A 26,174-nucleotide genomic window follows, 5' to 3' on the forward strand; every position below is an offset into this window, starting at 1 on the left:
ACTTTATAAATGGAGGAAATTGAACTAATGGTAATCCACTATAAGTGCGCTGATTGTGGTGCTGATATGTTGTTTAATAGTGATTCAGGAAAAATATCGTGTGATAGTTGCGGGAGACATGACGATGTTAATACGTTTCCAAAAGAGTTTATTTCACGCGAATTTTCGGAAGATGAAGCAGTTGAGTATCAATGTAAAAATTGTGGCGCAGTAATTATAACCGATGCAGATACAACAGCAACAACTTGTAGTTTTTGTAGTGCTGGAGTTGTGCTAGCAGATAGATTATCAGGAAAAATGGCTCCTTCAAAAGTCATTCCGTTTACAATTAGCAAAGATAAAGCAAAGGAAGCATTCAAAAAATGGTGCAAAAATGGTCGATTGACACCAAAAGGATTTATGACTGCCGATAGGGTTAAAAGCATCACTGGAATGTACGTTCCTTTTTGGTTGTATGATATTAATAGCAAAGGAAAGGTCGATGCTGTTTGTACGAAAGTCAGGACCTATACTAGAGGCGATTTCATCTATACAGAGACAAGCTATTATGACGTGCAACGAAGTATTGATCTGAATTATTTAAAAATACCCGTAGATGCTTCTGAAAAAATGGACGATAAATTAATGGATAAGTTAGAACCTTATGATTATAGCGATCTAAAAGACTTTAATACGCCCTATTTAGCTGGCTATATTGCTGAAAAATACAATTACGATGACAAAGAATTATTTCCAAGAGTAAAATCTCGAGTTGATAGGTATGTCGATTCCTACATTGATTCTACTACGAGTCAGTATAGTTCCACTGATTATAAGAGTAAGAGAATTAAAACAAAACAAAAAGAGACTCACTACACCCTCTTTCCTGTATGGATGGTTTGTTACAATTACAATCAAACGGATCATATTTTTGCCATGAATGGTCAAACAGGAAAAATTGTCGGTAAACCACCAATAAGCAAAGGTAAAGTTGCTGCTTGGTTTACAGGTATTGCAAGTGTTTCAATGATTACCTTGCAAATAGTAGCATGGATGATCGGGGGCGGCATATAGTGAAAAGCAAAAGCTTCATCCGTAAGTTTTCGATTATTATGCTTTTCCTATTAATTACTGCAACTGCCTTCCCTGTTTCAGCTGAAAACAATCAGAAAATTTATGATTATGCAGAACTGTTAACCGTCGAAGAACAGGAAGAACTTGAACAGTTATCAGACCAGTATAGTGAAGAAAGGCAGACCGATATAACTATATTAACCACAAATGACTCCCAGGGTTTGGATATTGTTGAGTTTACAGGTGATTTTTATGATGAGATGTATGACCAGAGTCAAGCAAATGCTGTTATTTTAACGATTGATATGGAGAGTCGCGATGTATATATTAGTGGATTCTATAAAGGTGAGGAATATGTAGATGATAGCAGGGCTGATCTGATTCGACAAAAAATAACATCAGATTTATCAGAAGGATATTATTATGATGCTTTTCATTCTTATGTAGAATTATCACATGAATATTTGGATATAGAACCGGGGGTAAACCCAGACAATATCTTTCTAAATCTAGGCTTTCAACTTATTCTTTCTGTTATTATTGCTGCAATCATTGTGGCTATGATGCTTTACAGATCTAGCGGAAGAATGACTACTAGTGGAGGAACTTACATGGATACAAGTAACTCCGCAGTTACCAATAGAAGAGACACCTATGTAAGGAAAGTTGTTACGAAAGTTAAAAAGCCTACCAGTCAAAATAATAGTCGTGGTGGTGGTGGAATTACAAAAGGCGGACATTCCCATAGTGGAAGCAGAGGGAAATTTTAAAATTATAGGGAGAGATGACCAACAATGTTTTTTAAAAAACAATTTGCTAACGTTGTAGAATGGGAAGAATTTAGAGAAGATATGATTTTCTGGAAATGGAGTAATAGAGAGATAAAAAAAGGAAGTAAGTTAATCATTCAACCAGGACAAGACGCAATATTTTTAAATTCTGGCAGAGTGGAAGGTATTTTCAAAGATGCTGGAGATTACGATATGGAATCGCAAATTGTTCCATTTCTTTCGACGCTTAAAGGATTTAGATTCGGATTCAATAGTGGGATGCGTGCAGAAGTCTTGTTTGTCAATACGAAAGAGTTTGTTGTGAAGTGGGGTACGAAAAATGCCGTGAATATCCCTCATCCACAGCTTCCAGGAGGTATTCCGATTCGAGCTAATGGAACGTTTAATTTTAAAGTAAATGATTATATTGCACTTATAGATAATATTGCTGGAGTTAAAAAAAGTTATTTAGTAGAAGACGTTAAACTAAGAATCACGTCTAATTTAGATCAGTTATTAATGAAATGGATTAGTAAAGAAGGGAAAGACATGTTTAACCTTCAAGCCAATGCGTATGATATTTCTGAAGGGATAAAGCAAGATTTAGATATGAGTATCTTTGATGATGGACTTACGATTACAAGATTTAATGTGATGAGCTTTAATTATCCTAAAGAAATACAAAATAGAATTACGAAGACTGCTTCTCACAGTATGATTGGAGACACGGGTAAATACCAGCAAGTTGAAATGGTCGATGGCATTGCTTCTGGTAAAGTAAAAGGTGGAGGTGCCGCCGCTGACATGGCAGGCATGATGATGGGAATGAACATGGGAAATGAAATGATGAAACAAATGAATCCAAACCAAACGAATAACAACCAACCAATCCAACCCAGTCAAAACCAACCTAACCAGAATCAACAAGCAGCGCCTGAAACAAAATCTAATTTCTGCCCGAACTGTGGTACAAAAACGGGTGATAGTAACTTCTGTTCCAACTGCGGCCATAAATTGACTTAATATCATCGGTCTGAAGTCACAGCATAACAACTCATCCTCGTAAAGTATTATTCAATACTGACATCTCACAAAACTTCTTTAATAAAAAGAAATCTTTAAAATACATCAAAAAACCAGTTACGAGCAGGATACTTTTTCGTAACTGGATTATTTCTTTAAAATCTCCTAATTGTTCATTGATTCATACGCGTTGCCGTTCAGGTAGGTAGACCAATTTTTCATTTTTTCCATCTAAATGAGCTAGCAGTCTCCATCACAACATTTGGGTGACCTTTTAGCTCATCAACTAATTGGAACAGTGCTCCGTCTTTTTGTTTTGCTTCAATCATACAATCAATTTGTTCTGTCGATCCGTTTGCCTTATTTACAAAATCCAAGAACATATCTACATCTATAAAATCAGCATGACTCTTGAAAGCTGATTCACTTTTAGGGCTGGAAATATGCATTTTTACAGGTAAGTCGGAATCAATCCAAGTGTTGACAACTCTTTCCCATTGAATCTCCCACTCGGTTTCATCATGGTTCGCCAAATGATGATGGATATCAAAAACTAAAGGAATATTTAATTTCTCACATACATATAAGCAATTCTCTAAAGTATAAGACGTATCATCATTTTCAATCATCACTAATTTCTGAATCTCTGATGGGATAAGAGACCAGTTGTCAATAAAGCGTTCTAATGATTTTTCTTTATCTTTGTAGCGACCACCTAAATGAAGCACGCAGCGATGGGTCGGATTGATCCCCATCTGTTTAAGCAAAAGGTAGTGATATTTTAATACCTTTATCGATGAATTGAAAATTTCTTTCGTCGGAGAATTCAGAACGACAAAATGATCTGGATGGAAATCCAACCTCATCTCATTTGCTTCGGCAAACGATCCTAGTTTAATCAGATCTTCATTTATTCCTGAAAGATAATCCCACTCTATTAAATCTTCATGCGTTGCAAGCGGAATTAGCCGAGAACTTAACCTAAAAAATTCTATATCGTGAGCTTTATTGTGTTTTAATAATCTCAAACAATTATGAATATTCGATTTCGTAATTCTCTCAAGTCTTCTTATAGCAACTTCTGGATCACCAATTTCTTGAAACCTTTTGTAACTCATTGTTTGAGAAGGGGAAGCATTTTTTAATTCTACACTCATGGCTACGTATCCTAGCCGAAACAATGTCATCTGGCATCACCTGTTTCCACGTTTTTCCTTAGTGTAGACAAATTAAGTTCTAGTTATGTAGCCTCTACTGAACAACTCATATCATTTAAAAGCAGACAATGCAGGTTTTTGTCAATTAATTGTAGAGGCCACGACTCGAATCGAATTAAAAAAGGACAATCAGCCCCAATAATGGACTAACTATCCTATGAATTATTACCAATTGATACTCAGGTGTTTTTTCTGTATCAGAACTGCATCGTTGTAATGCACGTGTTGTCTCCTTCATACGTAGAGATCTCTGACTCCACCACTTTTTCATCGTGTGTTATGGTCGTGATATATGTTTTATCACGTGGTAGCCATAAATCGATAAATCCGTTAGCATGGGATGTCACCATGTCATCCATGACCACGTTGCCTTCCATATCCTCAATGTAAACGTTAAAATCTTCTTCTACCAACTCTCCCTGACAACCTGTCAGGTTATGGATGCTTCAAGGATGGGTTTCATCAACATATGGTGCAATTGAAACAAAAAATTCTTCTTCAGATAAGTCATAGATTAACTCACCTTCGTTGCTGTCGGTCACTATGAGTTGATGTGATGTGATAGAAGCAGACTGATTATCTATGTTGCCTACACTGTAGTCATGCACCAATTCATTTATATTTTGTGCTTCATTTTCTGTTGGAGAATTACTTTCACTGTTTAGTACAAACAAATATACCAAGACAATGGAAGCCACCCCAATAAGCGCTATTATTTTCCTGTTCATATCGGAAATACCTCCTTTTCATTTTCTATATGCCAAAAGATTATATACTGAATCCGATACATACATTTAAATCTATATTATCAAAGTGAGACGATTTTTATTTAACAAACATAATAGTATCATCAATATAATAAAGAATATATATTTTTTATATTATTTCATAAAATGTTCTTAATTAAGTAATAGTGAAAAACTAAAGACATCGATTGTTGCAATTTCCACATCTTTGATCGAAGTTCTGTACAAAGATACAACTGCAGAAGGGCATGAAATAAAAAATAACAAAACTGGGGGGCGAATCTCCTCCCTCAGGTTTGTTATCAATATTAATCAATCATTGTATCTAAATCAAAGAAGTTAACTAAAGACCAGATACCAACTCTTTTTTCGTTAAACCGAGCGCCTGCGCTGTTGTAGTATGAATTTCTTCCAGAAGTTTTGGGTTCTCCATCAGTGAAACTCCATAAGATGGAATCATTTCTTTAATTTTCGGTTCCCACTCTTCCAACTGTTCAGGAAAGCACCTTGTTATTACTTCGAGCATGACATGAACGGCGCTAGAAGCACCGGGTGAAGCACCAAGTAATGCAGCTATTGAACCATCAGCGGCACTAACCACTTCTGTACCAAATTGGAGCGTTCCTTTTCCACCCGCTTCAGTATCTTTAATAACTTGTACACGTTGACCTGCTACGACTAAATCCCAATCGTCAGTTTTCGCATTCGGGATAAATTCTCGTAACTCTTCCATGCGCTGTTCTTTCGATAACATCACTTGCTGAATCAAGTATTTTGTCAATGACATCTCTTTGGCACCTGCCGCCATCATTGTTAAGACATTATTCGGTTTAATAGAATTTAGTAAATCGAACATTGAACCGGATTTTAAAAACTTTGGTGAAAAACCAGCAAATGGTCCAAACAGCAATGATTTTTCATTGTCAATATACCTTGTATCAAGGTGAGGTACAGACATTGGTGGAGCACCAACCTTAGCTTTGCCATAGACTTTAGCATGATGCTGCGCGACAACATCTGGATTATTACACACCATAAAGTATCCACTTACAGGGAATCCACCAATTTGTTTGCCTTCAGGAATACCAGATTTTTGCAATAAATGAAGACTGCCTCCCCCAGCTCCGATGAAGACGAAATTGGCCGAATGCTGTTCGACGCTACCGCTTTCATGATTCTTCACTTTCAAATCCCACGCACCATCACTAGTACGTTTTATATTATCAACGCTATGTTTGTATTTTATATCAACGTTTTTTGTTTTTAAGTGATCAAACAACATGCGCGTTAAAGCTCCAAAGTTAACGTCCGTTCCAGCGTCAGCTTTCGTTGCAGCTATCGGTTTATCCGATGAACGTTCTTGCATAATTAGAGGAAGCCATTCTAGCAATTTTTCAGGGTCATCAGAAAAATCCATCCCTTTGAATAGAGGGTTTTTCGACAACGCTTTAAATCGTTTCTTTAAAAACGTTACATTGTCTTCCCCTTGGACCATACTCATATGAGGTAACGTCGTGATAAAGTCCTCTGGATTTTTTATTAAATTGTTGTTTACAAGATAAGACCAAAACTGCATTGAAACTTGAAATTGTTCGTTTATTTTAATAGCTTTACTAATATCTATTGAGCCATCCGGTTTCTCATTCGTGTAATTAAGCTCGCACAATGCCGCATGCCCTGTTCCTGCATTATTCCATTCGTTAGAGCTTTCTTCTCCAGCGCTCGGAAGGTTCTCATACACTGTTATTTTAATTTCTGGTACTAATTCTTTTAAGAGCGTCCCTAAAGTCGCACTCATGATTCCGGCGCCGATTAAAATCACGTCTGTTTTAGTTTCTCTGCTACTCATTATTACCAACCTTTTCCCCTAAATTTGTTAGAAAAACTTGGCTTGTCGCCAAGTCCTTCATGGTGAAAGCCTTAGTTTATCTTAAACTTTAATCCTTTAGTGAAGTTAAACATTCTTAAAGTACAAAAAAGATGTAGGCGATAGCGTTAAATCAAGCTAAATCGCGACCAAGTCACACACCTTTTCTGTATCAATTATAACCATATCATAGTCTATTAAAATTATTAGTAGATTTAAACATCTTCAATTATATGATAATTATAAAAAATTTACAAGCTAAGAGTAGTGGAAAACCCCTCCACGAAGGTTATGAATACAAATAACCACCTAATCATGAAGTAACTTCATGATTAGGTGGTTTCATTTCTATTGCTTCTTTACACTAGCCCATATAATACATAGATTTTGAAAGTGATTTATGCCAATTTCTTTTCTTCATCAACAATGTCTATCTTCACTAGCCGATCTTTTAAGATCTTCACCCACTTTTCAGTGTATCACTCGCTCTTCCAATATCTGAGTTATTGAATATCTTTAATTTAATCGGTAAACGTTTTGTTTATAGTCACAACTCCACTTTTGGCTCCTGCACTTAAATCCTGACTCTATATTAAATTAAACTGCTTCAAGAAAATTGATCCTCCGGAGCTAAGGGCTATCTCTTTCTTCTACGGATAAGGTGAAATTTAATCTTATCTGACCTGAAATAGTTGTTAGAATATAATATTGAACGATTCCCTTTATAATAGTGAACCTGTTCCAATACTAATAAACAGGTATTTTCATCACAATTAAGTTTTGGTGATATTTCAGAATGGAAATTAACGGATTCTAAACGAAAAACCGCATAATCAATTTCAATATTAGCATCATTTTTCAAGTCTTTGAGAAGTAACTCTTCAGAAAAATGATATTCACTTGGAAATAAACTAAACGGTAGTTTATCTAAGCTGTACATGACAGGTTCTTGATCTGCTGTCCTAATCAGTTCAACAACAATAATTTTATCTGTTTCAGCCAAGTTTAATAATACCTTCGTCTCCTGATCTATTTTAACAATTTTTTGTAAAAACATACTAGTTCCAGGAGTTCGGCCACTTTGTGTGATCACATCAGTCATGCTAGTTAGCTCTTCAATTCCACTCTCGATGAACATTTTTTCCACAAATGTTCCCATACCGTGCAGCCCATACCGTGAACTCTTCCTAACTTAACTTCAGCTTGAAATTCTCCAATTATAATTTTTCTTTTATTTCCTCAACTACTTTTCGATACAATAATTTATGAATATTCACTACAGCCATTCATATCACCATTTCATCAATAGTTTTCTAAATTTGTAACTTCGGTAAATAAGATACTAGATTGACTAGTCTTATCCGTTCACTAACTTTCCCCTTAATTTATTTGATGCTAGTTCAACTAATAGAATTAGAACAACTAATCCAATTAAGATCGAACCGACCTCATTCCATCGATAAGCGTTCATCGCAAAAATAAGCGGTGCCCCGATCCCACCAGCTCCAACTAATCCGAGGATGGCAGCATCTCGTAAATTCATATCAAAACGATAAATCATGATTGACAAAAACATTGCGAACAATTGCGGTAAAATACCAAATCTGATTTTTTCAAAGGTAGAACACCCGATCGATGTCATCGATTCTAAGACTTTTGTATCTAGATCTTCAATTGCATCTACATATAGCTTAGATAACATCCCGATAGACACTAAGGAAATCGTAAGTACTCCAGCAAATGGTCCAGGTCCTGATACACGAATAAACATTAAACCGTAAACAATGAATGGGACTGTTCGTATAACAATGAGAATCAGTCTGGTAGAATAAGCAACCGGTTTAGGAACTACATTTGACGCAGATAAGAATGCAAGAGGGACAGCTAAAATCGAACCCATGATTGTTCCCAAAAATGCTATTGCAATTGTTTCAAGCAGGAGAAAAATAACACCTCTTGAAGTCAGGTTAAATAACAAATGAAGGTCCGGATTAATAATACCTTTGATGATGTTTGTAGCGATTAAGAGTCCACTTTCCTCCATATTTTTCAAATCAATTGCCGAAACAGACCATACAAATAGGATGAAAACGATTAATACCACTCCGAATATATAGTGTTTATTTCCTTGGTCAGCGTAAAGTTTCTTTTCTACTGTGGTCATGAAAGAAATGCTCCTTTATGTTAACTTTTTCCTGAAATGTTCGCTAATATTTTCGATAATATATACCGTAATGATTAACGATAGCAGAATCACACCAACACTTGAATAATCTCGCCAGCCTAAGCGTTCATTTAATAGAAGACCAATTCCGCCTGCCCCAACATATCCAAGGATAGCAGCATAGCGAATGTTTCCTTCAAAACAAAAAAGCGAAGTCGATATGTAATTAGGCAGCACTTGCGGAATAATTGCGTAACGAAAAGATTGAATTCTTGTCATTCCTAAAGATTCCATCGCTTCAAATGGACCCATATCTGCGTTTTCAATTTGTTCATATAGTAGTTTCCCTACGTATGCAACAGTAAATAAAAAGATCGCTACCGTACCTGCCATTGTTCCTAAACCAAAAATAAATGTTGCAATAAGCGCTGACACAAGAGTTGGGAGTGTACGCAACACACTAAGAATAATTTTACTTAGAGTTACAATTACTTTGTTTTTGACTATATTTGAAGAAGCAAGTACGGCAGAGGGCATTGCAACAATTGAACCTCCAATCGAACCAAGTAAAGACATTTTAATCGTATCCATTAAAGGTTGCCATAACCCAGGTAATATTTCCCATTTTGGAGGGAACATCTCTCCCACAATAACAAAAAACTCTTGCCATCTATTTAAAAGTACAATTAAATTAAAATTAGTAAATTCTACAGAAATAATAATTGCTAAGGTTAATAAAATTAGAATAAAAGGTACACGTGATCGTTTTTCTAGTACCGTTTTTCCATTTGAGAGAGTAACAATTTTCGGTCGGAAAATTTTATCATACATCTACTAGCTTCTCCTCTACTTTAGGGTCGGCTTCTTCCATTTTGCCACCATAGATTTCGTCAAGAATAACCTGCGTTACTTCACTCGCTTTTCCATCATAAACGATTTTCCCATCGTTAATACCGATAATGCGGTTCGCATATTCCAACGCGACTTCCACATGGTGAATGTTCATAATGACAGAAATCTGCAATTCTTGATTAATTTTTTTGAAATCATTCATGACTATTTTAGAAGTAACTGGATCTAATGAAGCTATTGGTTCATCTGCTAAAATAATAGCTGGATCTTGTGCTAATGTACGTGCTAAAGCAACTCGTTGTTGTTGCCCCCCAGAAAGCTGATCGACACGAACGTAAGCCTTATCTAAAATACCAACTTTATCGAGTGACTCTAACGCTTTGATTTTATTTTCTTTTGAAAAAATACCTGTTATTTTTCGCCATACTGGAATTTCCGGAACAAAAGAAACAAGCACATTTTTGATCACCGTAGTGCGTGTCACTAAATTAAAAGACTGAAATATCATCCCAATTCTTCTACGAAGATGGCGAACTTCTTTCCCTTTTAAATCTCCTACTTCGACATCATCAATCAATAATTTTCCAGATGTAATATCATGCATTCGATTAATACAACGAATCAAGGTTGATTTGCCTGCACCTGAAAGACCAATAATAGCCACAAATTCTCCTTGCTCTATTTTTAAATTTATCTTCTGTAACGCTTTAACGTCTTTGCCGTAGATTTTCTCAACATCTATAAATTCAATCATAGTATAATTCTCCAATCTTTTTTACCTGCCATTGATAACAACAAACTTATAGCAAAAGCAATTTCAAATAGTAAAACAGATGAGAACACCACCGATCTGATATTCTCATCTGAGTTGACTAAATTAATTTACCGAAACCTTTTTACTCTAAACTTTGTACAAGTTTTTGCGCTTCTCTTTCGTTATCATAGTCAGAAGATTCCGCTTCTATATAACCTTCGTGGTTATATATTTCTATGACTTCTTTTCCATCTTCCGTTTCTGCAATATTAATAAAAGCTTGTTGTAATGCTGCTTTTAAATTATCGTCCATAATATCTGAATTTCTACTTACGCTGATGGTATCGTTGTAAATACCAGGCGTAACACCTATGACATTTGTTTCCTCCCATATAGATTCACTACGTTCGAAGTCTTCTGTCCAATTCTCCTCGTTATCTCTTCTTGCATCCGCATAAGTAACCAATAAGTCAATTTGACCAGAAGCTAAACGAGCAAAAGCATTACCATACGAATCCGTTTGAACGACGTTATCTAAATCCGTGATAGTGTGATCATAATGTTCACGAAGCCACAATGCCGGATAGATATAACCAGCAGGAGATGATGATGACATAACGGCCCAAGTGGCACTATCAATATCTTCCCATGTTAAACCATCGCCGTTATCCACCTTTTCAGCTAATTCTTGCCCTTTTTCTGAAGGACCTCCAATAATCAGTGCGCGATAATAGTTTGTTTGTTCATCAGTTGGTTCTGTTGGTTTGTTATCATTCCAATCTTTCGCATCATCAGAATCGATGCTTAAGCCAGCTCTTGTGGCGGTTAAAATAACTTCAGCACCGTCATCGTATAACACAAACGTTCCACCTGGTATTAAACCAATATCTGTAGTGCCTGCCGAAAGAGCTTCTCCTACCGCTTCAAAATTTGTTCCAACTGTAATATCAACTTCTCCTACATCATAATCCAATGCTAATAACTCTTCTTTTAATAATTCTTTTAAAGGTTCTGTTGCTGTAATAATTTCATCTGGATCTCTCGATGGAACAAAACCTATCGAAAGCTCCTCAATAGAAGTGATTCCTTCCTCATTATTAGTGGAACTTTCTTCATTCGAAGAACACCCTACAAATAACACTAAAATTGCAAATAAAAATAATAGTTTCTGTTTCATCTCACTGTCCCCTTTATATTTTAAAATATTGAAACTAAGTTAATTTTACAAAGAGCTCCAGTTGAATGTTGTACTATCTATAATTTTGTAAGTACAATACAATATTAAGTCTTATAAAAGTAAAACGTCTGACCTTCATTAAAAGGAAATTTTTCCCTTGTGAGAGATTTGATTATTACTATACACCAATTCTAAACTTCCGTCTAGATATTGTTCAGAATATAATGAATATTTAAGTTTTAAAAAAAAGGTCAGACTATAAAATAGGTCTGATCTAAATCTAGTCTCTACATATAAACTCCTCAATAAGACACGACACCCTCGCTAAAACTCCTATATAGAATGATAATAGTTATAGAATACATATTAAATGCTCTCCCATTATTTTGTGAGTGGAAGGAGCCTAATAAATAGATTTGTGAATCTGATAAAATATTATCTTGCTATTTAGTCAATTCTATTAACTCTTTTGCACCTATACTAAAATCAGTACTAAAAATAACATTTATTTCACTTGTCTTTTTTTTTAATATTTCAAGCTTGTCTCTCAACTTAAGTAAATCATTTATACAGTCATAACCATGGCTATGAACAATGAGATGTTGAACATTTGTCAATTGTATTATTGAGAAAAGTTCATTAATTTCCTGCTCATTAAATTTATCACTTATACTATGAATCCATCCTTCACGTTTAATAAAGCTCATTGTCCTGTCGCAGATATTTGGAGAAAACCAACTATGATGGTTTAATTCCAAAGCACTTGGAATATTATTCATTCTTTCTTTAGTTTCTCTCAGTAAATTAACATTTCTATTATTACAATCAAACCATGATGGATATTGAAATAGAACTGCTTTTAACTTATTCTTACTTGCCACATACTTTACCGACTCTTTAAAAGCATCGTACATATCAGTTTGACCGCTGAATTGAGAGTTATATCGACGGTCACCGGTCATACCTTGATAAGCTCTAACAATGAAGTTAAAGTTATCTGGTGTTTCATCGACTGAACGAATATAATTTTCCTTCGTTTTGATAGCATAAAATGTGCTGTCTAATTCAATAATAGAGAAATTTTTACTATATTTTTTAAATCGATTTTTCCAGTTAGTATTTTCACGATCGACCAAGGTCGAACTTAAAAGTCCAACTTTTATCATCATTAATCTCCCTTCAAAAAGACACTCTCTTACAAATACACATAAAAAATGAATTAACATTGAATTTCACTTGATTTGATGAACTACTTGAAAAGGAAGGCAAACTTTTCATTTCCCTTATTAGGAAGCGTGCAAGGTTCTATCTTGAAATCTAATATAGACACGTCAAATATAAATTTCACTGAATAATAGAAAAATCATCAATATTGATACGATTTCCGGTTGTTCCACTGACGACGATTTTGAATCTAACCGATTCCATTTCATTCACAGATATGATTTTCTCTTCTAATGTTGAACCACTACTATATGGTCCCCCAATAATCGTCCAAGTTGAACCTTCATTTGTTGATTTTTTAAGTGTCCAGGTAGTACCAGTATCATTGCCAAAGTTGGCATGTTGTAATTTTATACTTTGAGCACTATTGACATCAAAGTTCATTGAAATTGATCCTGCTGCACGAATACGGCTAGACTTAGTATCATTTTTCTTGTCCGAAGACAATGTACCCAACAGCGCGTTATTAAACTCCCAAGTACCCGTTTCGAGTGTCACATCTCCTAATGAATATGACCCCTTACTTCCACTCTCAAAACTTTCAATAATTGCTGGCTCAAGTTCAGTGATAGTGAAATCATCAATATTGATACGATCTCCGACTGCTCCTTCCACTAAGACCTTAAATCGAACCGGTTGTGATTCATTCACAACAATGGTTTTCTCTTCTAATACAGACCCGCTACTAAATGGGCCACCTATATCCATCCAAGTTGAACCTTCGTTTGTTGATTTCTGTAATTTCCAAGTAGCAGCAGTATCATTGCCGAAGTTAGCATGTTGTAATGTTACACTATGAGCAGTACTGACATCAAAGTTCATTGCGATTGATCCCGCTGAACGAATACGGCTAGACTTAGTATCATTTTTCTTGTCCGATGATAGTGAACCTAAAAGCGCATTATTAAACTCCCAAGTGCCAGATTCAAGTGTCACATCTCCCGAGTCATATGACCCTTTATTTCCAAGTTCAAATTTCTCTAGTAAACCCTCAGAATTTCCTGGTTCTACATATCCATACGAACCTTCTTTAAAAGTACTTCGATCCCACCATTTGTATCCATCTGCCGGTTCTGCCCACGGTTCATACTCTGGCTCAGTTGATGTTTCTGGATCTTCTATTTCCAATAAGACAGTTTTCTGATCTAAATCTAGTCCATTCACTTGAGCTAACGATGTGTAATTTTCTTGTTCTGCTAACCAATTAATCAGATTTATTAATAATATATGATTATCCTCATCATAAAAACCATCATATGTTGTTTTTGTTTGTCCAGTTTCTTCACGTTTATACTTAGGCTCAATGTCTTCGACCGGAGAAGAATCTCCAATAACCGCAACTTTTCCTATATTTGGTTTAGATATTGCAACATAAGGTCCTTCCTCAATACCTCCGCCATTGTAAACACCTTGATCAACTGCGAATGGCCATGCCTCTGTCGTTTCTTCTAGATAAACAATACCTTTTGCTTTATTTGGGTCGGTAATAGCCAATGTAGAGCCAGCATGCATAGTCATCGTACTAACATTATTTGTAATATTAAATGCCTGAGATGGATTAACTATAGAATCGGCAAGAACATTACCTAATGCATTGTAACGAATCTGAATACCAAAATTATCCGATAACCAATTAGAACTTTCTACATCCTGCATATAAAATGAATCGGCTTCGCCTTGACTCATACCTAGTGTAGGGTCGTTCCATGCACCCCGCCTGTAGCCATTAAAAGCTTCGGATGAGTCCCATCTATTTTTGTTTCTATCTGCATTATAATGATCGGCAACAAAAAATATACTTCCGCCTTGTCCAACATAATCTTCCATTGCCTGTTGTTCATGAATCGAAAATGGAATGTTAGCTTCAGGAATAACAAACACATCATAATTAGTTAAATCACCTAACGTAAATCGCCCCTCCATTCTTAATTCTTTAACGTAGTAACCTTCATCTGCAACAGCTTCAGCAAAATCTGAGAAAGCACCATCAATTACCCAATCTGCTGCCCCTGCCGTTTGACCATGTGTATTATCGAACAGTACTGACTTTCCATTTGGTGAACCTGTAGGAAATAATTCCGGTGCGGGATCTAAAGGCCCTTCCGCAGAAGTAACAGCATAAAGCAAACTTATACAACATAAAACAGCTAACAACATACAACTCAATTTTTTATACAATTATACCCCTCCATTTTCATAATTTATAGTTACTACTTTCACCACTAAAATAGTCTCATAATTAGGAAATTCTGATTTAATATTTATAAATAAAGAAAGCTGAATAACAAAAAATAATGATTATTAAAGGGGTTCCGCTTCTTTTATCGGAGTTACTCGCAAGGGATTCATTACCAAAAATTTGCACTAGTCAAGTGCCCTCATCATCAATGTCTGGAGTATGTTCTCGTTTTGAAAAAGGCAACACCAAAGAGTCTTTCCTACTATATAAACTAGGGATGGCTCTTTCATGTCGAAACACCTTCTTTCTTTGCTAGTTTCGCTCTTGCCGATGGAAAAGAAAATCCTGCCCAGATACTGCAAAGCATTTTCTCGATGCCACTTGACGAATTTTCCGAATAACGCAAAAAACATGAATGACCCCTTCCACTCTGATAAATACGGAATTGTCTATTGCAAAGAGTAGAGTTATTCCTTAAATATCTCATAAGAAAATTATTAAGGATAATTTAATTATACATGACCTACGCTTAATTTTCTGTTTTTTCTGATTATTTTAAAATTATATTTATTCTTAGGTGAAATTAGGGATATCAAGAATTCATAGGATTCGTAAGGATGGGAGCATGTCGACAGAAAAGATTGGTAGGTGGATGTAAAGAACGATCTCATCAATTATTGTTAAAAAACGCTATGCACACTTTTTACGACCAATCCCTAGATATAAACTTTAAACCGCACGCATTTTTGACATACATGCGGTTAATATATTCATTTCTGTTTCATAACGATTGTCCGTCAATATCAATCGCTTTAAAATCATAGTTTGCAGCAAGTTGGATATATTGTTTTATGTCTCCAACATTACCGATACCGGCTTTGGATATCCCTTTTATCATTTATTTACACTCCTTCCCCTAGTTGAATGAACGATTTGTTCGTTCAAATTTTCATTTGATAATTAAGTTACAAACCATCAGTCTAATGCTAATTATAAAAGAGAAAACCTTAGCTTAGCTAATATTTCAAATAGCATGCTTAGAATAAAAATACATTAGAAAGAAAAAAACTAATTTCATTGTCACAAATAACTTCCTTACTCGTTATACGTTATATAAGAATTTAAGGAGGTTTTATCAATGAGTAAAAGTTGGGATGTTATTATTATCGGAGGAGGGTTAGCTGGCTATGTAGCTGCTACCTTTGTAGCAAAAGCAAACTTGTCCGTTTTATTGTTGGAAAAAGGCAAAAAGGTCGGTGGAAGAGCAAGAACAGATATTTTATCAGATCAGTATTTTAACCTAGGTCCTCACGCATTATATAAAAATGGTGAGGCAAAAAAAATTCTTACTGAGTTAGGTCTTACTCTCGATGGCAAGTCGCCTAAATTACATGGTATTTTAGTTGAAAACAACAAAGAATATGCCGCACCCTTTGCTCCCGTGGAATTGTTTTCAACAAAATATCTGAATTGGAAGGAAAAGATAGAGTGGCTTTCTATCTTAATGAAGATTCGCGGATTAAAACCTGATGAATATGCAAACCAAACGTTTCAACAATTCGTGAATCAATTTGCCAAATCAGAAAAGAATCGGGCTTTACTTTACACGCTTGCTAGACTTTCCGCATACTGTCACGCTCCCGAGATGGTTAGTGCTAAAGTAATTATCTCACAAATCCAAACAGGTATGAGCGGCGTTATTTATCTAAATAATGGATGGCAAATGATGATTGACCAATTGCATAATAAAGCCATCGTTTCAGGTGTTAAAATTCAAGAAAAGACATCTGCCCAACAAATCATCCCATTGGAAAATGACCAGGTAAAAATACGTACTTCTAATGACGAAGTATTTTATGCAAAGCATGTTATTTCTACAACAGGTCCTCACGAGTTATCGAAAATGATACCAAAAAACAACACCTATGATACGGATCACTTTCTAAGTGAAGTAACTCCTTTAAAAGGGGCAACACTTGATATTGCACTAAACGAGTTACCTTGTCCTAAACGGTTATTCGCGATGGGATTAACGAATAAGATCTATTATTCTGTTCATTCTACTTATGCCCAGCTTTCAAAAACTGGTTTAAGTCACGTCCTACATGTATTTAAATACCATCACCCTAATGATAGCCTTGATCCCATAGAGATAAAGAATGAACTCGAACACTTTTTGGAGCAAATGCAACCAAGATGGAGAGAGTATGAGATTTCAAGTCGTTTCCTCCCTAACATCATTGTTAATCAGAGATTACCGCTAGTCGGCGATGAACAAAGACTCCAGAGACTTAAATTGAATGATTCAGGGATCTATGTATCAGGAGACTGGGTATCTCCAGATTCTATTCTGTCTGAAGGCGCAATAAGCAGCGCAAAACGAGCAGCACATACAATCATTGATAAGGAAAAGAGGAGTAAAAGTGCAGATCACAAGCGAAGAATACATGCTATATAAGCCATTGCTTTTTTCATTAGGGTACCGTATGCTAGGCTCCGTCGTTGACGCTGAAGATATGATGCACGAAACATTTTTAAGAGTCTACCGCATGGAAAATCACGGAGTAGAAAACAAGAAAGCCTATCTTTGTAAAACGATGACCAATATTTGTTTAGATGTATTAAAATCCGCTAGATATCAACGTGAGCAATATATTGGACCCTGGAACCCCGAACCATTAATGTTAGAACATTCACAAGAAGCGAATCCATCCGAATCATTTCTGCAAAAAGAGGGCTTAAGCATTGCTTATTTAAGAATGATGGAGCATCTAACACCACATGAACGAGCAGTACTATTACTCAGAGAGGTATTTGGTTTCTCTTACCCAGAAATCACTCATATCCTTGAAAAAACTGAATCCAACTGTAGAAAAATATTTAGCCGATCGAAGCAAAAGCTTCATGCAATCGAAAATGAAAGCTTACATTATGAAAATAACAAAGCATTAGTTAATCAATTTATCCAAGCGTTTCAAGTACAAGATCTCACTAGTTTGTTAGAACTTATTACGGAAAATATTACCCTATACTCTGATGGTGGCGGAAAAGTAAAAGCTGCTACACGTCCAATAAAAACTTACTCGAATGTCGTGACTTTTTTATCAAATATTGTTAAAAACGTTCCGGTAGATTTTTCGTTTGAGGTAAAAACAGTCAACGGCCAACCCGCACTCGTTACACATGCGAATAACAACATTCATAGTGTCATTAGCTTCTATATCATTCAAGACAAAATCAATGAAATCTACATTATTATAAATCCTGATAAGCTTCCTAGGCCCCAAGCGCTGTAAAATTGCACTTAAATCACATCAAATAGATAACATTCTAACTGAATGTTATCTATTTGATGTTTCGCCGCCCACTTCGTAGCTTCCCCTCAGTGTGTTAAATCTTAACAACACTGAGCGGCAAGGATATCAAAAATATTTTATTCCGTCCCACTCCTGATATATATCAATAAACTCGAATAATTTATGACATTATATGACTTGATAAAGCATTTGTATTATCCTATTATTATTTTCTTAATTGAACATGTGCAATTATACAAGTTTTCAACCTACCTTTTTAACATTAGTCCTAACTGTACAAAGCCGCTCCCTGTGAGTGCTGATCCTATAACAGAAAAAATGATTTCTGCATCAATGACTATACTTCCTGTTGCAAAAACAATCGTCCCCAACACAAGAAGCAATCCAGCCAAGCGCGAAGAAGAATCTGATCGTATTAACTGTATTCCAAATAGAATCATTCCGAAAACGAACATTAGTGGTCCATTTAAAAAAATTGTACTTGCAACAGGAGCTTTAAACACATGTTCCATCTCAACTCCAGATGCACCTGCAATCTCGACATAGACAATCGCTGATACAAGCATTGTGCCAAAAACGCTGAAAATCATCCCCACCATTGTCACAAGCCCTTTTCTAACCAGCTCCGATTCGTAAATAGCAATAAAAACAAAAACCATCATAAGATGTGCAAATAAAACGATACTTTTTGAAAAGATTGTAATAAGCTCGGTGGATCCGATTAATCCAAACAAATGGGTGAAAAAGAGAAGTACGCCTGATGCCACAGATAATATTCCACCAATAAAACGTATTGAATATTCATTAGACATTTATTACCCCTCCATTTTTACTGAAGCTTTCACCAAAACTAATTTGATTAGTTTCGAATCAAGAAAAAAATATATATTTTCTATCATAATTTATTAACCATAGAGTAAAAACAACTCACCCTTTCACCTCCCTTCTCTTTTTGCAATTGAATCAATTCCTTCTAGATAGGTATCAATAATAATTGAAAAACTCTCATCTAAGTCAAGCGGCAGTCCAAAACCATCCATTTGTTCGATTGAAATAAAACCATGCAACAAGCTTCGTAACCCGCGAACTGTATGAAGGGCCATCTCACCTTTCAAACCGTAAGATTCAAAAACTCTCACAATTAACTGCACAACGGCTTCCTGTGCCTGCTGCAATTCACTGTCACTGCGATTTGGCGCTCGAAAAGTTGCTTCATAGAGACCCGGATGCTCGTGTCCAAATCTCACATATGCTTTACTCAACGCTCGAACCGCATCATCTTTAGAACGACCTACCGCCGCTTCTACCATATAATCATAAAGCTTTTCAACCCCGTACACTGCTAATCTCTGTTTTAATTCATCTAAACCTTTCAGATGATTATATAATGACGGTGGACGTACTTCTAATTCCTTAGCCAGCGACCCAATCGAAATCTGATCGAGTCCATTTTCATCAATTAATTGCGTAGCTTTTCTTAAAATAATTGGTATGTCTAGTCCTTTACGTGCCATTCTATTGTCTCCTTTAAATCATTGAAGTTTCTTCTCAGATTCCGCGATTGCCTGGTTCATATCATGTATTGGATTTTGAAGCATCTTCCCATGTCCAACTGCTAATAACCTAGGTTCATATTCTCTTAGTTTCCTCGCACTTTCAAGAGCTATTTTTTTGTTCCAAGTGGCTAAAGCCGGAAAAGGAAACGTAAGCCTCATAGTGCCTGACACGGCTATTCCAGCTCTCGTTTGGAAAGTATCTCCTGCGATTAAGCTACGATTTCGTATGTCTAAAAGCGCTATCTGACCTGGAGTATGACCTGGGGCAGAAATAACTTCCAATGATCCAACGCGATCACCCTCTTGAAGTAAATTATCTGGTTTCGTTTTAATGTTTTTAGGTATTCCTCCACGAATGACTGAATCCTGCTCGTCTAGTAGCATCGTACGGTCTCCAGTTAATAGACGCGCCTCTCTAGAAGAAATATGAACGTTTACACTTGGTAATATACGTTTGAGCTCATCAAGTGCCCCAACATGGTCACTGTGTGCATGAGTAAGAATAATGTTAGTTAATGGCTTTCCTATGCGTTTAACCGCAGTAATAATACTCTTCGTACTATATGGAAGAGCAGCGTCAATAAGTGTCAATTCATCTTCCTCATCTACTAAATAACAATTGACAGGAAAGAATCGTGGCATAAAAGACAACTGGTAGACAGTTCCAACCTTTGTCACACGCATTATTATCAGACCCCTTCAATTGAAACATTTTAAAAACTAATACAAGTATTATTATAACTAATTTAATTAGTTTTAGCAATACTTATACGCTCTTAACCCTCCTCATCACTATAGTTAAATAAGAACCAAACACGAAATAGCCTTTCTTAAAGGCTACTTCGTATATCGATTCGCATAGCCACTAGCTACAAATGAATCTGGCTTGATTTTCGGATCTATCCCCATTGATTCAATTCTAGATACCATTTCTCGAACGAATATTCTTGTTTTATTTCTCTCCCCACAACCAATGTCAATGTGTCCTTCTATCGTAAACGAAGACCCTTTATAAACGTGTGGTAATACAATATTTATAAGCTCCTCTTTTCGCTCATCAGTAAATAATGAAGCCACTTCTTCCGTTAGTGAAGTTTCAAAAGAAATCCTCTCATGTAAATTAGTCATTTTTCTAGAAACAACGTTTCTTCTAATGCAAGCCCAAACACCTTTTCCTTTTTGTTGGATCACAACCCCAGTGATAAAACGAGTATACATAGGATGAACTTGAGAATCCGTTCCTACCATTAACCGAAAGTTACCGTTTGGATATCGATTCATAAATTTAACAATTCTCTCAAACACTTGTGCAAAAGTCATGTTTTTTTCTTGCGAATTTTCAAATGAGTAGTTCCATTTTGTGAAATTTCCCATAATATTATACCCTCTGCTTTCCATTAAAGAATAACGTTATTTGACCAATGAGAAAGGATTTGTATTCGGTTATTTTGTCTATTATCATAATATTAAATTACAAAAAAAAGACTACATTAGTATTTTGTAGCCTTTTCATTAGATATATGTATCATTTAAAAAAATGTACTTATTTGAGTGAGTTTCACAATTAAAAACAGTTGTTGCAGAATGGGGTTTTATGAAACTGAAAAAGGGTTATTGCTTTTTCAATAGTATTGCTTTTCCGACTGGAGTCACCACTTTATCGGTCTGAAAGAGAGCGAAATTCAGACTCATAGAAGTTTGGAATTCGAGAAACGCTCCGAATCAGCGAGTGATTCAGAGCGATAGACATTTATAATTCGAGAATCGCTCCGAATCAGCGAGTGATTCAGAACGATTGACACTCAGTATTCGGAAATCGCTCCGAATCAGCGAGTGATTCAGAACGATTGATGCTTGGAATTCGTAAATCGCTCCGAATCAACGAGTGATTCAGAACGATAGGTGCTTGGAATTCGTAAATCGCTCCGAATCAGCGAGTGATTCAGAACGATTGATACTTGGAATTCGGAAAACGCTCCGAATCAGCGAGTGATTCAGAACGATTGACGCTTGGAATTCGTAAAACGCTCCGAATCAGCGAGTGATTCAGAGCGATTGACGCTTGGAATTCGTAAATCGCAACGAATCAGCGAGTGATTCAGAGCGATTAACGCTTGGAATTCGTAAATCGCTCCGAATCTGCTAGTGATTCAGAACGATTGATGCTTGGAATTCGGAAAACGCTCCGAATCAGCGAGTGATTCAGAGCGATTGACACTTGGGATGGGGTTCCTTTTTCTAAACTAGCTCTAGCTCTAAATCTAAACCTCTTTCTTATCAAGCAGGATTTTTTTAATTTCCTGAACATCTCTTTTCAATTCTCTATTTTCTTCGTAAATTCTCTCCATCTGTTCCGCCCGAATTGCATCATCCTCTTGACCCAAGTAACTCAAGATGACAGCTACAACGAGGTTTAAAATAACTAGTGCACCAATAACAATGAATGTGACAAAATAAAACCAAGCCCATGGAATTTCATGAATAATTGGTCTTGCAACTTGACTTGCCCACGATTCAAACGTGACAACTTGCATCAATGTGAAGAGAGATGTATGGAAACTTCCGAAAAACTCGTAATCTAGTACCTCACTAAAGAATGTTGTACCGATAATCGCATAGATAGAAAAAATTAAGAGGGTTAATCCTAAAATCCCTGTTAAAGCCGGCACAGATTTCATTAAAGCGTCGATGATTTTACGTAAAGCAGGAATGGCGGGAATCATCCGAATCAAACGTAATACTCTTATCAATCTCAAGACGCTTACGAAAGGAGTAGCATAAAATATTAAGCTTGCTATAACAATCGAAAAGTCAAAAATATTCCATTTATCTGAAAAATATTTTTTTGAACCCAGACCAGCTATTTTAATAAACACTTCAAACACAAAGATCCAGACAATAATTTGATCGAAAATTAAAAGTAAGCTATTCCCTCTAAAATAGGTTTCGGCTACAATAACTAATCCATTTAACATAATGATAGCTATTACAATAGCTTGAAAGTTTTTATGTTCGACTATTTTTTTCATCTTTGTTCTTAAGTTTAGTATAAAGTCCATTTTCGCAAACCACATTTCCCTTCTATCCATTTACTTATCTATGTTAACCTTACTTAAATAAACATGGCTTTTAAGTAACTTGGCTATTATACCATCTTACTCTTGCAATACGCATCTGAAAAAGCTTATTTATAAATAGAAGAAAGTTCCAACTATCAATCTAGTCATCAGAAATGAGTAAATGTCTGTTTACGTTCTTAACCTATCTCAAACAATCATTACAAAATGTTGTGAGTTTTAATAACCAATTTCCGTGACCTTCATCTTGGTGTATGATATACAGAGATGCAACATGTGGAAAAACGAAGATAACTCTGTCTACGACAGAGTTATCTTCGAATCAAAGGAGGAATCGTGATGGGAGCCATCGAACGACATCAATTTTGGTTTTGGTTCATTATTCTCGCTGCAGCCTGGGTGATGGCACTCATGTCATTCCCCTATCCAATATTGGAAATGCCTATACGAGTTGTTGGTGCCTCCGTATTTTTTGTACTTTTCTTTTTGGCGCCATTATTCAGGCAAACTCCTAAAATACTTACTGCACTTCTCCTAATGACTATTGCTATCACGACTATAACACTTTGGCCTGACCCCCATAATCATACGACATTATATGTCCTTTTAATTTACACAGTCCTTGTCGGCAAAGCAGTATTTCGTTTAAGTGGGATTCAGGCATTAGCAATTGGTATCCATGGAATTGCCGGGACACTCCTTATCTCGAGTAGAGGTGAGCAATCGGAGTACATCTTTGTCATCCTGTATGCTCTTCTCGTTACCGCTGCACTTTTCATTTACAAACAAACTGTCGGAACGGCACGAGATACAATTAGCCGAAATGAGGCGTTATTTTCTGAATATAGAAAGATGAAGAGACAGCTCGTTTCAGGTGAGAAAGCAGTCCGGCAAGAAGAACGGACACAAATCGCCCGTGAAATCCATGACTCCGTTGGCCATAAACTAACTGCCCTTCTCATGCACATCGAGGTGCTTCGATTGAAATCAGCTCCAGAGACAAAGGAAGAAATACAAGAACTAAAACAGCTCGCCAAGGATAGCCTTGAGGAAACGAGAAATGCAGTCAAAACGTTGAAACAAGATGGTAGAGGTGGACTTCCTGCAGTAATTCAGTTGATCCGAAAATTAGAAGCAGAAAGTCTCATTCGTATCCATTTCACTATGCGTCATGGAGCATTAACAGCACCATTAAGAAATGATCAAGCGATTGCCATTTATCGCGCTGTTCAGGAAGCGTTGACAAATATAATGAAACATAGTCGCTCAAGAGAGGTTAATATACGTTTCGAGGCACCTGCTGGGAGCGTGTTCCGCTTTGAGGTGTCAAATCAAACAAAAGATGATGTTTCCTTACGAGAAGGATTTGGTCTAAAGTCGATGCGGGAGCGTATTGAATTAGCAGGAGGCACGCTAGAAATCAAGACTTATTCAAGCATGTTTATCGTGCGTGGGACGCTGCCATTAACAGAAACCAAGGAGGTTCGAACATGATTCAGATATTGTTGGCTGAAGACCAAGGTATCGTCCGCCAAGGATTAAAAATGATGATAGAGACGGATGCTGAGATGAAAGTAACGGGAGAAGCAGGGAACGGTAAAGAAGCGATTACCCTCTGTGAATCGGGCCGGATGTTTGAAATGGTAATTCTTGATATCCGAATGCCAGTAATGGATGGGCTTGAAGCAGCAAGAAAGATTCATGAACGTTGGCCCAAAATGAAGATTTTAATGCTGACAACGTTTAACGATGATCAGTATGCCATTGAGGCATTAAAAAGTGGCGCACGTGGATATATGCTGAAAGATGCGGAACCACATGAATTAATTCGCGCGATCCGAACTTGCCTTGATGGTGGTCTTTTACTTGAAGGACAAGTTGCAGCAAAGGTGGTTCCGAGCTTGATGGAACGTCAAGAAGTGAAGGCGATCGACATCGATCCTAGCCTCACCAACAGGGAAACCGAACTAATTCGCTGTATCGGCGAAGGTCTCAATAATAAAGAAATTTCTGAGACGTTGCATTTATCGGTAGGAACAGTAAAGAATCATATTAGCACTATCCTAGATAAATTGAACCTTCGCGACCGAACACAAATTGCGATTTATGCGATTCGCCATCACCTTGTGTAATTAGTCATTCCAAGCAACATGACTTAAGTCATAAAATTGAAGAAAATTGGTGACTGGAGGCAGTGGGAACACTGTCTCTTTACGTTTATACTTTAGTTAGTCGAACAGTAAAATCGAGGAGGTTCCACGATGTTAGAAACAGAAGAATTATCAAAAAAATTTAAAGGCAAAGTTGCTGTAGAAGGAGTGAATCTCCATCTTGAGCGCGGTGAATCAGTTGGTCTTTTAGGACCTAACGGAGCTGGGAAATCAACAACAATTTCAATGATTTCGTCGTTAATCAAGCCAACATCAGGTGATGTCTTACTTGATGGAAAGAATGTCATTAAAGATCCGAGTAAAATCCGCCGTGTTCTTGGGGTCGTACCACAAGATATTGCTATTTACGAGGAACTCACTGCTTATGAAAACCTGAAATTTTTCGGGCGCATTTACGGACTGAAAGGAAAGGTACTTGAGGAAAATATCAAAGATGTATTTGAACTAGTCGGCTTAACTGATCGGCAAAAAGACATCGTCAAAACCTATTCAGGTGGAATGAAGAGAAGAGTAAACATTGCTGCGGCGCTTCTCCATAACCCTGAAATTCTAATTATGGATGAACCGACAGTCGGGATTGACCCACAATCGCGTAGCCATATTCTCGAAATGGTTCGGGAACTTAATTTGAAAAAGAAGATGACCGTTTTGTATACAAGTCATTATATGGAGGAAGTTGAGCGCCTTTGTGACCGTGTTTATATTATGGATCATGGACGAATCATTTCATCAGGGACAAAAAATGAATTGAAGAGCATTCTTTCAGGTGAGGAAACGATTCTAATTGATCTCGATCGCCCATACCCCAACCTCTTTAAAGAACTAAAGCAACACGAAGCAATTTTACAAACATTAGAGACCGAAAATGGGTTGAAATTGATCGTTCCTAAAGGGAGGCGCCTATTAGGTGAACTATTTCAAATAGCCGATCGCCATCAAGCCCAAGTTCTCAATGTCACTATTCAGACTCCAACGTTAGAAGATGTCTTTCTCCACTTAACTGGCCGAAAGTTAAGAGATTAGGAGG

The 26,174-nt window shown here is 36.4% G+C and carries 23 protein-coding genes; 8 read left to right on the forward strand and 15 right to left on the reverse strand.

From position 1 onward, the window contains the following. Positions 1–27 precede the first annotated feature (27 nt). Genes ACM26V_RS07365 through ACM26V_RS07375 form a run of 3 tightly spaced genes read left to right on the forward strand, consistent with a single transcriptional unit; the run spans position 28 to position 2,846 of the window. Entirely contained in the window at positions 28–1,053 is a 1,026-nt protein-coding gene (locus ACM26V_RS07365) for a TFIIB-type zinc ribbon-containing protein (RefSeq protein WP_416150777.1), read from the forward strand. After that, complete coding sequence (locus ACM26V_RS07370; protein WP_416150778.1) at positions 1,053–1,823, forward strand: TPM domain-containing protein; 771 nt, start codon at positions 1,053–1,055, stop codon at positions 1,821–1,823. Before ACM26V_RS07365 ends, ACM26V_RS07370 begins: the two co-directional genes overlap by 1 nt. Before the next feature lie 24 nt (positions 1,824–1,847). Continuing rightward, entirely contained in the window at positions 1,848–2,846 is a 999-nt protein-coding gene (locus ACM26V_RS07375) for an SPFH domain-containing protein (protein ID WP_416150779.1), read from the forward strand. A 218-nt stretch (positions 2,847–3,064) separates the two neighbouring features. Here ACM26V_RS07375 and uvsE read toward each other — a convergent pair whose 3' ends face one another. The 10 genes from uvsE to ACM26V_RS07425 all read right to left on the reverse strand — a co-directional run bounded on the left by uvsE (position 3,065) and on the right by ACM26V_RS07425 (position 15,004). Continuing rightward, positions 3,065–4,033 (reverse strand): UV DNA damage repair endonuclease UvsE, encoded by a 969-nt coding sequence (uvsE, locus tag ACM26V_RS07380; RefSeq protein WP_416150780.1) that lies wholly within the window; start codon positions 4,031–4,033, stop codon positions 3,065–3,067. Between the two features lie 227 nt (positions 4,034–4,260). Continuing rightward, positions 4,261–4,791 (reverse strand): CueP family metal-binding protein, encoded by a 531-nt coding sequence (locus tag ACM26V_RS07385; RefSeq protein ID WP_416150781.1) that lies wholly within the window; start codon positions 4,789–4,791, stop codon positions 4,261–4,263. A 361-nt stretch (positions 4,792–5,152) separates the two neighbouring features. After that, positions 5,153–6,658 (reverse strand): malate:quinone oxidoreductase, encoded by a 1,506-nt coding sequence (locus ACM26V_RS07390; RefSeq protein ID WP_416150782.1) that lies wholly within the window; start codon positions 6,656–6,658, stop codon positions 5,153–5,155. Between the two features lie 655 nt (positions 6,659–7,313). Continuing rightward, complete coding sequence (locus tag ACM26V_RS07395) at positions 7,314–7,835, reverse strand: GntR family transcriptional regulator (RefSeq protein WP_416150783.1); 522 nt, start codon at positions 7,833–7,835, stop codon at positions 7,314–7,316. Positions 7,836–8,033: 198 nt separating this feature from the next. Then, positions 8,034–8,840 (reverse strand): phosphonate ABC transporter, permease protein PhnE, encoded by an 807-nt coding sequence (gene phnE / locus ACM26V_RS07400; protein ID WP_416150784.1) that lies wholly within the window; start codon positions 8,838–8,840, stop codon positions 8,034–8,036. A 15-nt stretch (positions 8,841–8,855) separates the two neighbouring features. Then, on the reverse strand, positions 8,856–9,671 hold the full coding sequence (gene phnE, locus ACM26V_RS07405) for a phosphonate ABC transporter, permease protein PhnE (RefSeq protein WP_416150785.1): 816 nt from the start codon (positions 9,669–9,671) through the stop codon (positions 8,856–8,858). Continuing rightward, positions 9,664–10,446, reverse strand: a complete 783-nt coding sequence (gene phnC / locus ACM26V_RS07410) for a phosphonate ABC transporter ATP-binding protein (RefSeq protein ID WP_416150786.1) — start codon at positions 10,444–10,446, stop codon at positions 9,664–9,666. Before phnC ends, phnE (ACM26V_RS07405) begins: the two co-directional genes overlap by 8 nt. Before the next feature lie 142 nt (positions 10,447–10,588). Further along, complete coding sequence (locus ACM26V_RS07415; protein WP_416150787.1) at positions 10,589–11,623, reverse strand: phosphate/phosphite/phosphonate ABC transporter substrate-binding protein; 1,035 nt, start codon at positions 11,621–11,623, stop codon at positions 10,589–10,591. Between the two features lie 443 nt (positions 11,624–12,066). Beyond that, positions 12,067–12,792: a DUF72 domain-containing protein gene (locus ACM26V_RS07420; RefSeq protein ID WP_416150788.1), complete on the reverse strand. Its 726-nt coding sequence runs from the start codon at positions 12,790–12,792 to the stop codon at positions 12,067–12,069. 175 nt (positions 12,793–12,967) lie between these two features. Then, the gene (locus tag ACM26V_RS07425) at positions 12,968–15,004 is read right to left on the reverse strand and encodes an Ig domain protein group 2 domain protein (RefSeq protein WP_416151817.1); all 2,037 of its coding nucleotides are present in this window, start codon (positions 15,002–15,004) and stop codon (positions 12,968–12,970) included. 1,160 nt (positions 15,005–16,164) lie between these two features. Between ACM26V_RS07425 and ACM26V_RS07430 the strand changes: the two genes are divergently transcribed. Then, a complete protein-coding gene (locus tag ACM26V_RS07430; protein WP_416150789.1) occupies positions 16,165–17,484 on the forward strand; it encodes a phytoene desaturase family protein in 1,320 nt (439 codons plus the stop codon). Further along, positions 17,450–18,322: an RNA polymerase sigma-70 factor gene (locus tag ACM26V_RS07435; protein ID WP_416150790.1), complete on the forward strand. Its 873-nt coding sequence runs from the start codon at positions 17,450–17,452 to the stop codon at positions 18,320–18,322. Before ACM26V_RS07430 ends, ACM26V_RS07435 begins: the two co-directional genes overlap by 35 nt. Positions 18,323–18,591: 269 nt before the next feature. Here ACM26V_RS07435 and ACM26V_RS07440 read toward each other — a convergent pair whose 3' ends face one another. From ACM26V_RS07440 to ACM26V_RS07460, 5 genes are all read right to left on the reverse strand, one after another. Continuing rightward, positions 18,592–19,155 (reverse strand): hypothetical protein, encoded by a 564-nt coding sequence (locus ACM26V_RS07440; protein ID WP_416150791.1) that lies wholly within the window; start codon positions 19,153–19,155, stop codon positions 18,592–18,594. Positions 19,156–19,278: 123 nt separating this feature from the next. Then, entirely contained in the window at positions 19,279–19,857 is a 579-nt protein-coding gene (locus ACM26V_RS07445; RefSeq protein ID WP_416150792.1) for a WHG domain-containing protein, read from the reverse strand. A gap of 18 nt (positions 19,858–19,875) precedes the next feature. After that, positions 19,876–20,583 carry an MBL fold metallo-hydrolase gene (locus tag ACM26V_RS07450; RefSeq protein WP_416150793.1) on the reverse strand — a complete coding sequence of 236 codons (708 nt, stop codon included), beginning with the start codon at positions 20,581–20,583 and terminating at the stop codon, positions 19,876–19,878. Positions 20,584–20,736: 153 nt separating this feature from the next. Further along, complete coding sequence (locus ACM26V_RS07455) at positions 20,737–21,273, reverse strand: ribonuclease H-like YkuK family protein (RefSeq protein WP_416150794.1); 537 nt, start codon at positions 21,271–21,273, stop codon at positions 20,737–20,739. Between the two features lie 887 nt (positions 21,274–22,160). Continuing rightward, complete coding sequence (locus ACM26V_RS07460; protein ID WP_416150795.1) at positions 22,161–22,988, reverse strand: ion transporter; 828 nt, start codon at positions 22,986–22,988, stop codon at positions 22,161–22,163. 327 nt (positions 22,989–23,315) lie between these two features. Here ACM26V_RS07460 and ACM26V_RS07465 point away from each other — a divergent pair, with 327 nt between their 5' ends. The 3 genes from ACM26V_RS07465 to ACM26V_RS07475 all read left to right on the forward strand — a co-directional run bounded on the left by ACM26V_RS07465 (position 23,316) and on the right by ACM26V_RS07475 (position 26,170). Further along, on the forward strand, positions 23,316–24,470 hold the full coding sequence (locus tag ACM26V_RS07465; RefSeq protein ID WP_416150796.1) for a sensor histidine kinase: 1,155 nt from the start codon (positions 23,316–23,318) through the stop codon (positions 24,468–24,470). After that, positions 24,467–25,108, forward strand: coding sequence for a response regulator (locus tag ACM26V_RS07470; protein ID WP_416150797.1), 642 nt, complete (start codon positions 24,467–24,469; stop codon positions 25,106–25,108). The genes ACM26V_RS07465 and ACM26V_RS07470 overlap by 4 nt, the downstream gene beginning before the upstream one ends. A 129-nt stretch (positions 25,109–25,237) precedes the next feature. Next, the gene (locus ACM26V_RS07475) at positions 25,238–26,170 is read left to right on the forward strand and encodes an ABC transporter ATP-binding protein (RefSeq protein WP_416150798.1); all 933 of its coding nucleotides are present in this window, start codon (positions 25,238–25,240) and stop codon (positions 26,168–26,170) included. Positions 26,171–26,174 lie beyond the last annotated feature (4 nt).

The organism is Salipaludibacillus sp. HK11 (genome assembly GCF_047795645.1).
Classification (GTDB): Bacteria; Bacillota; Bacilli; order Bacillales; family Salisediminibacteriaceae; genus Salipaludibacillus.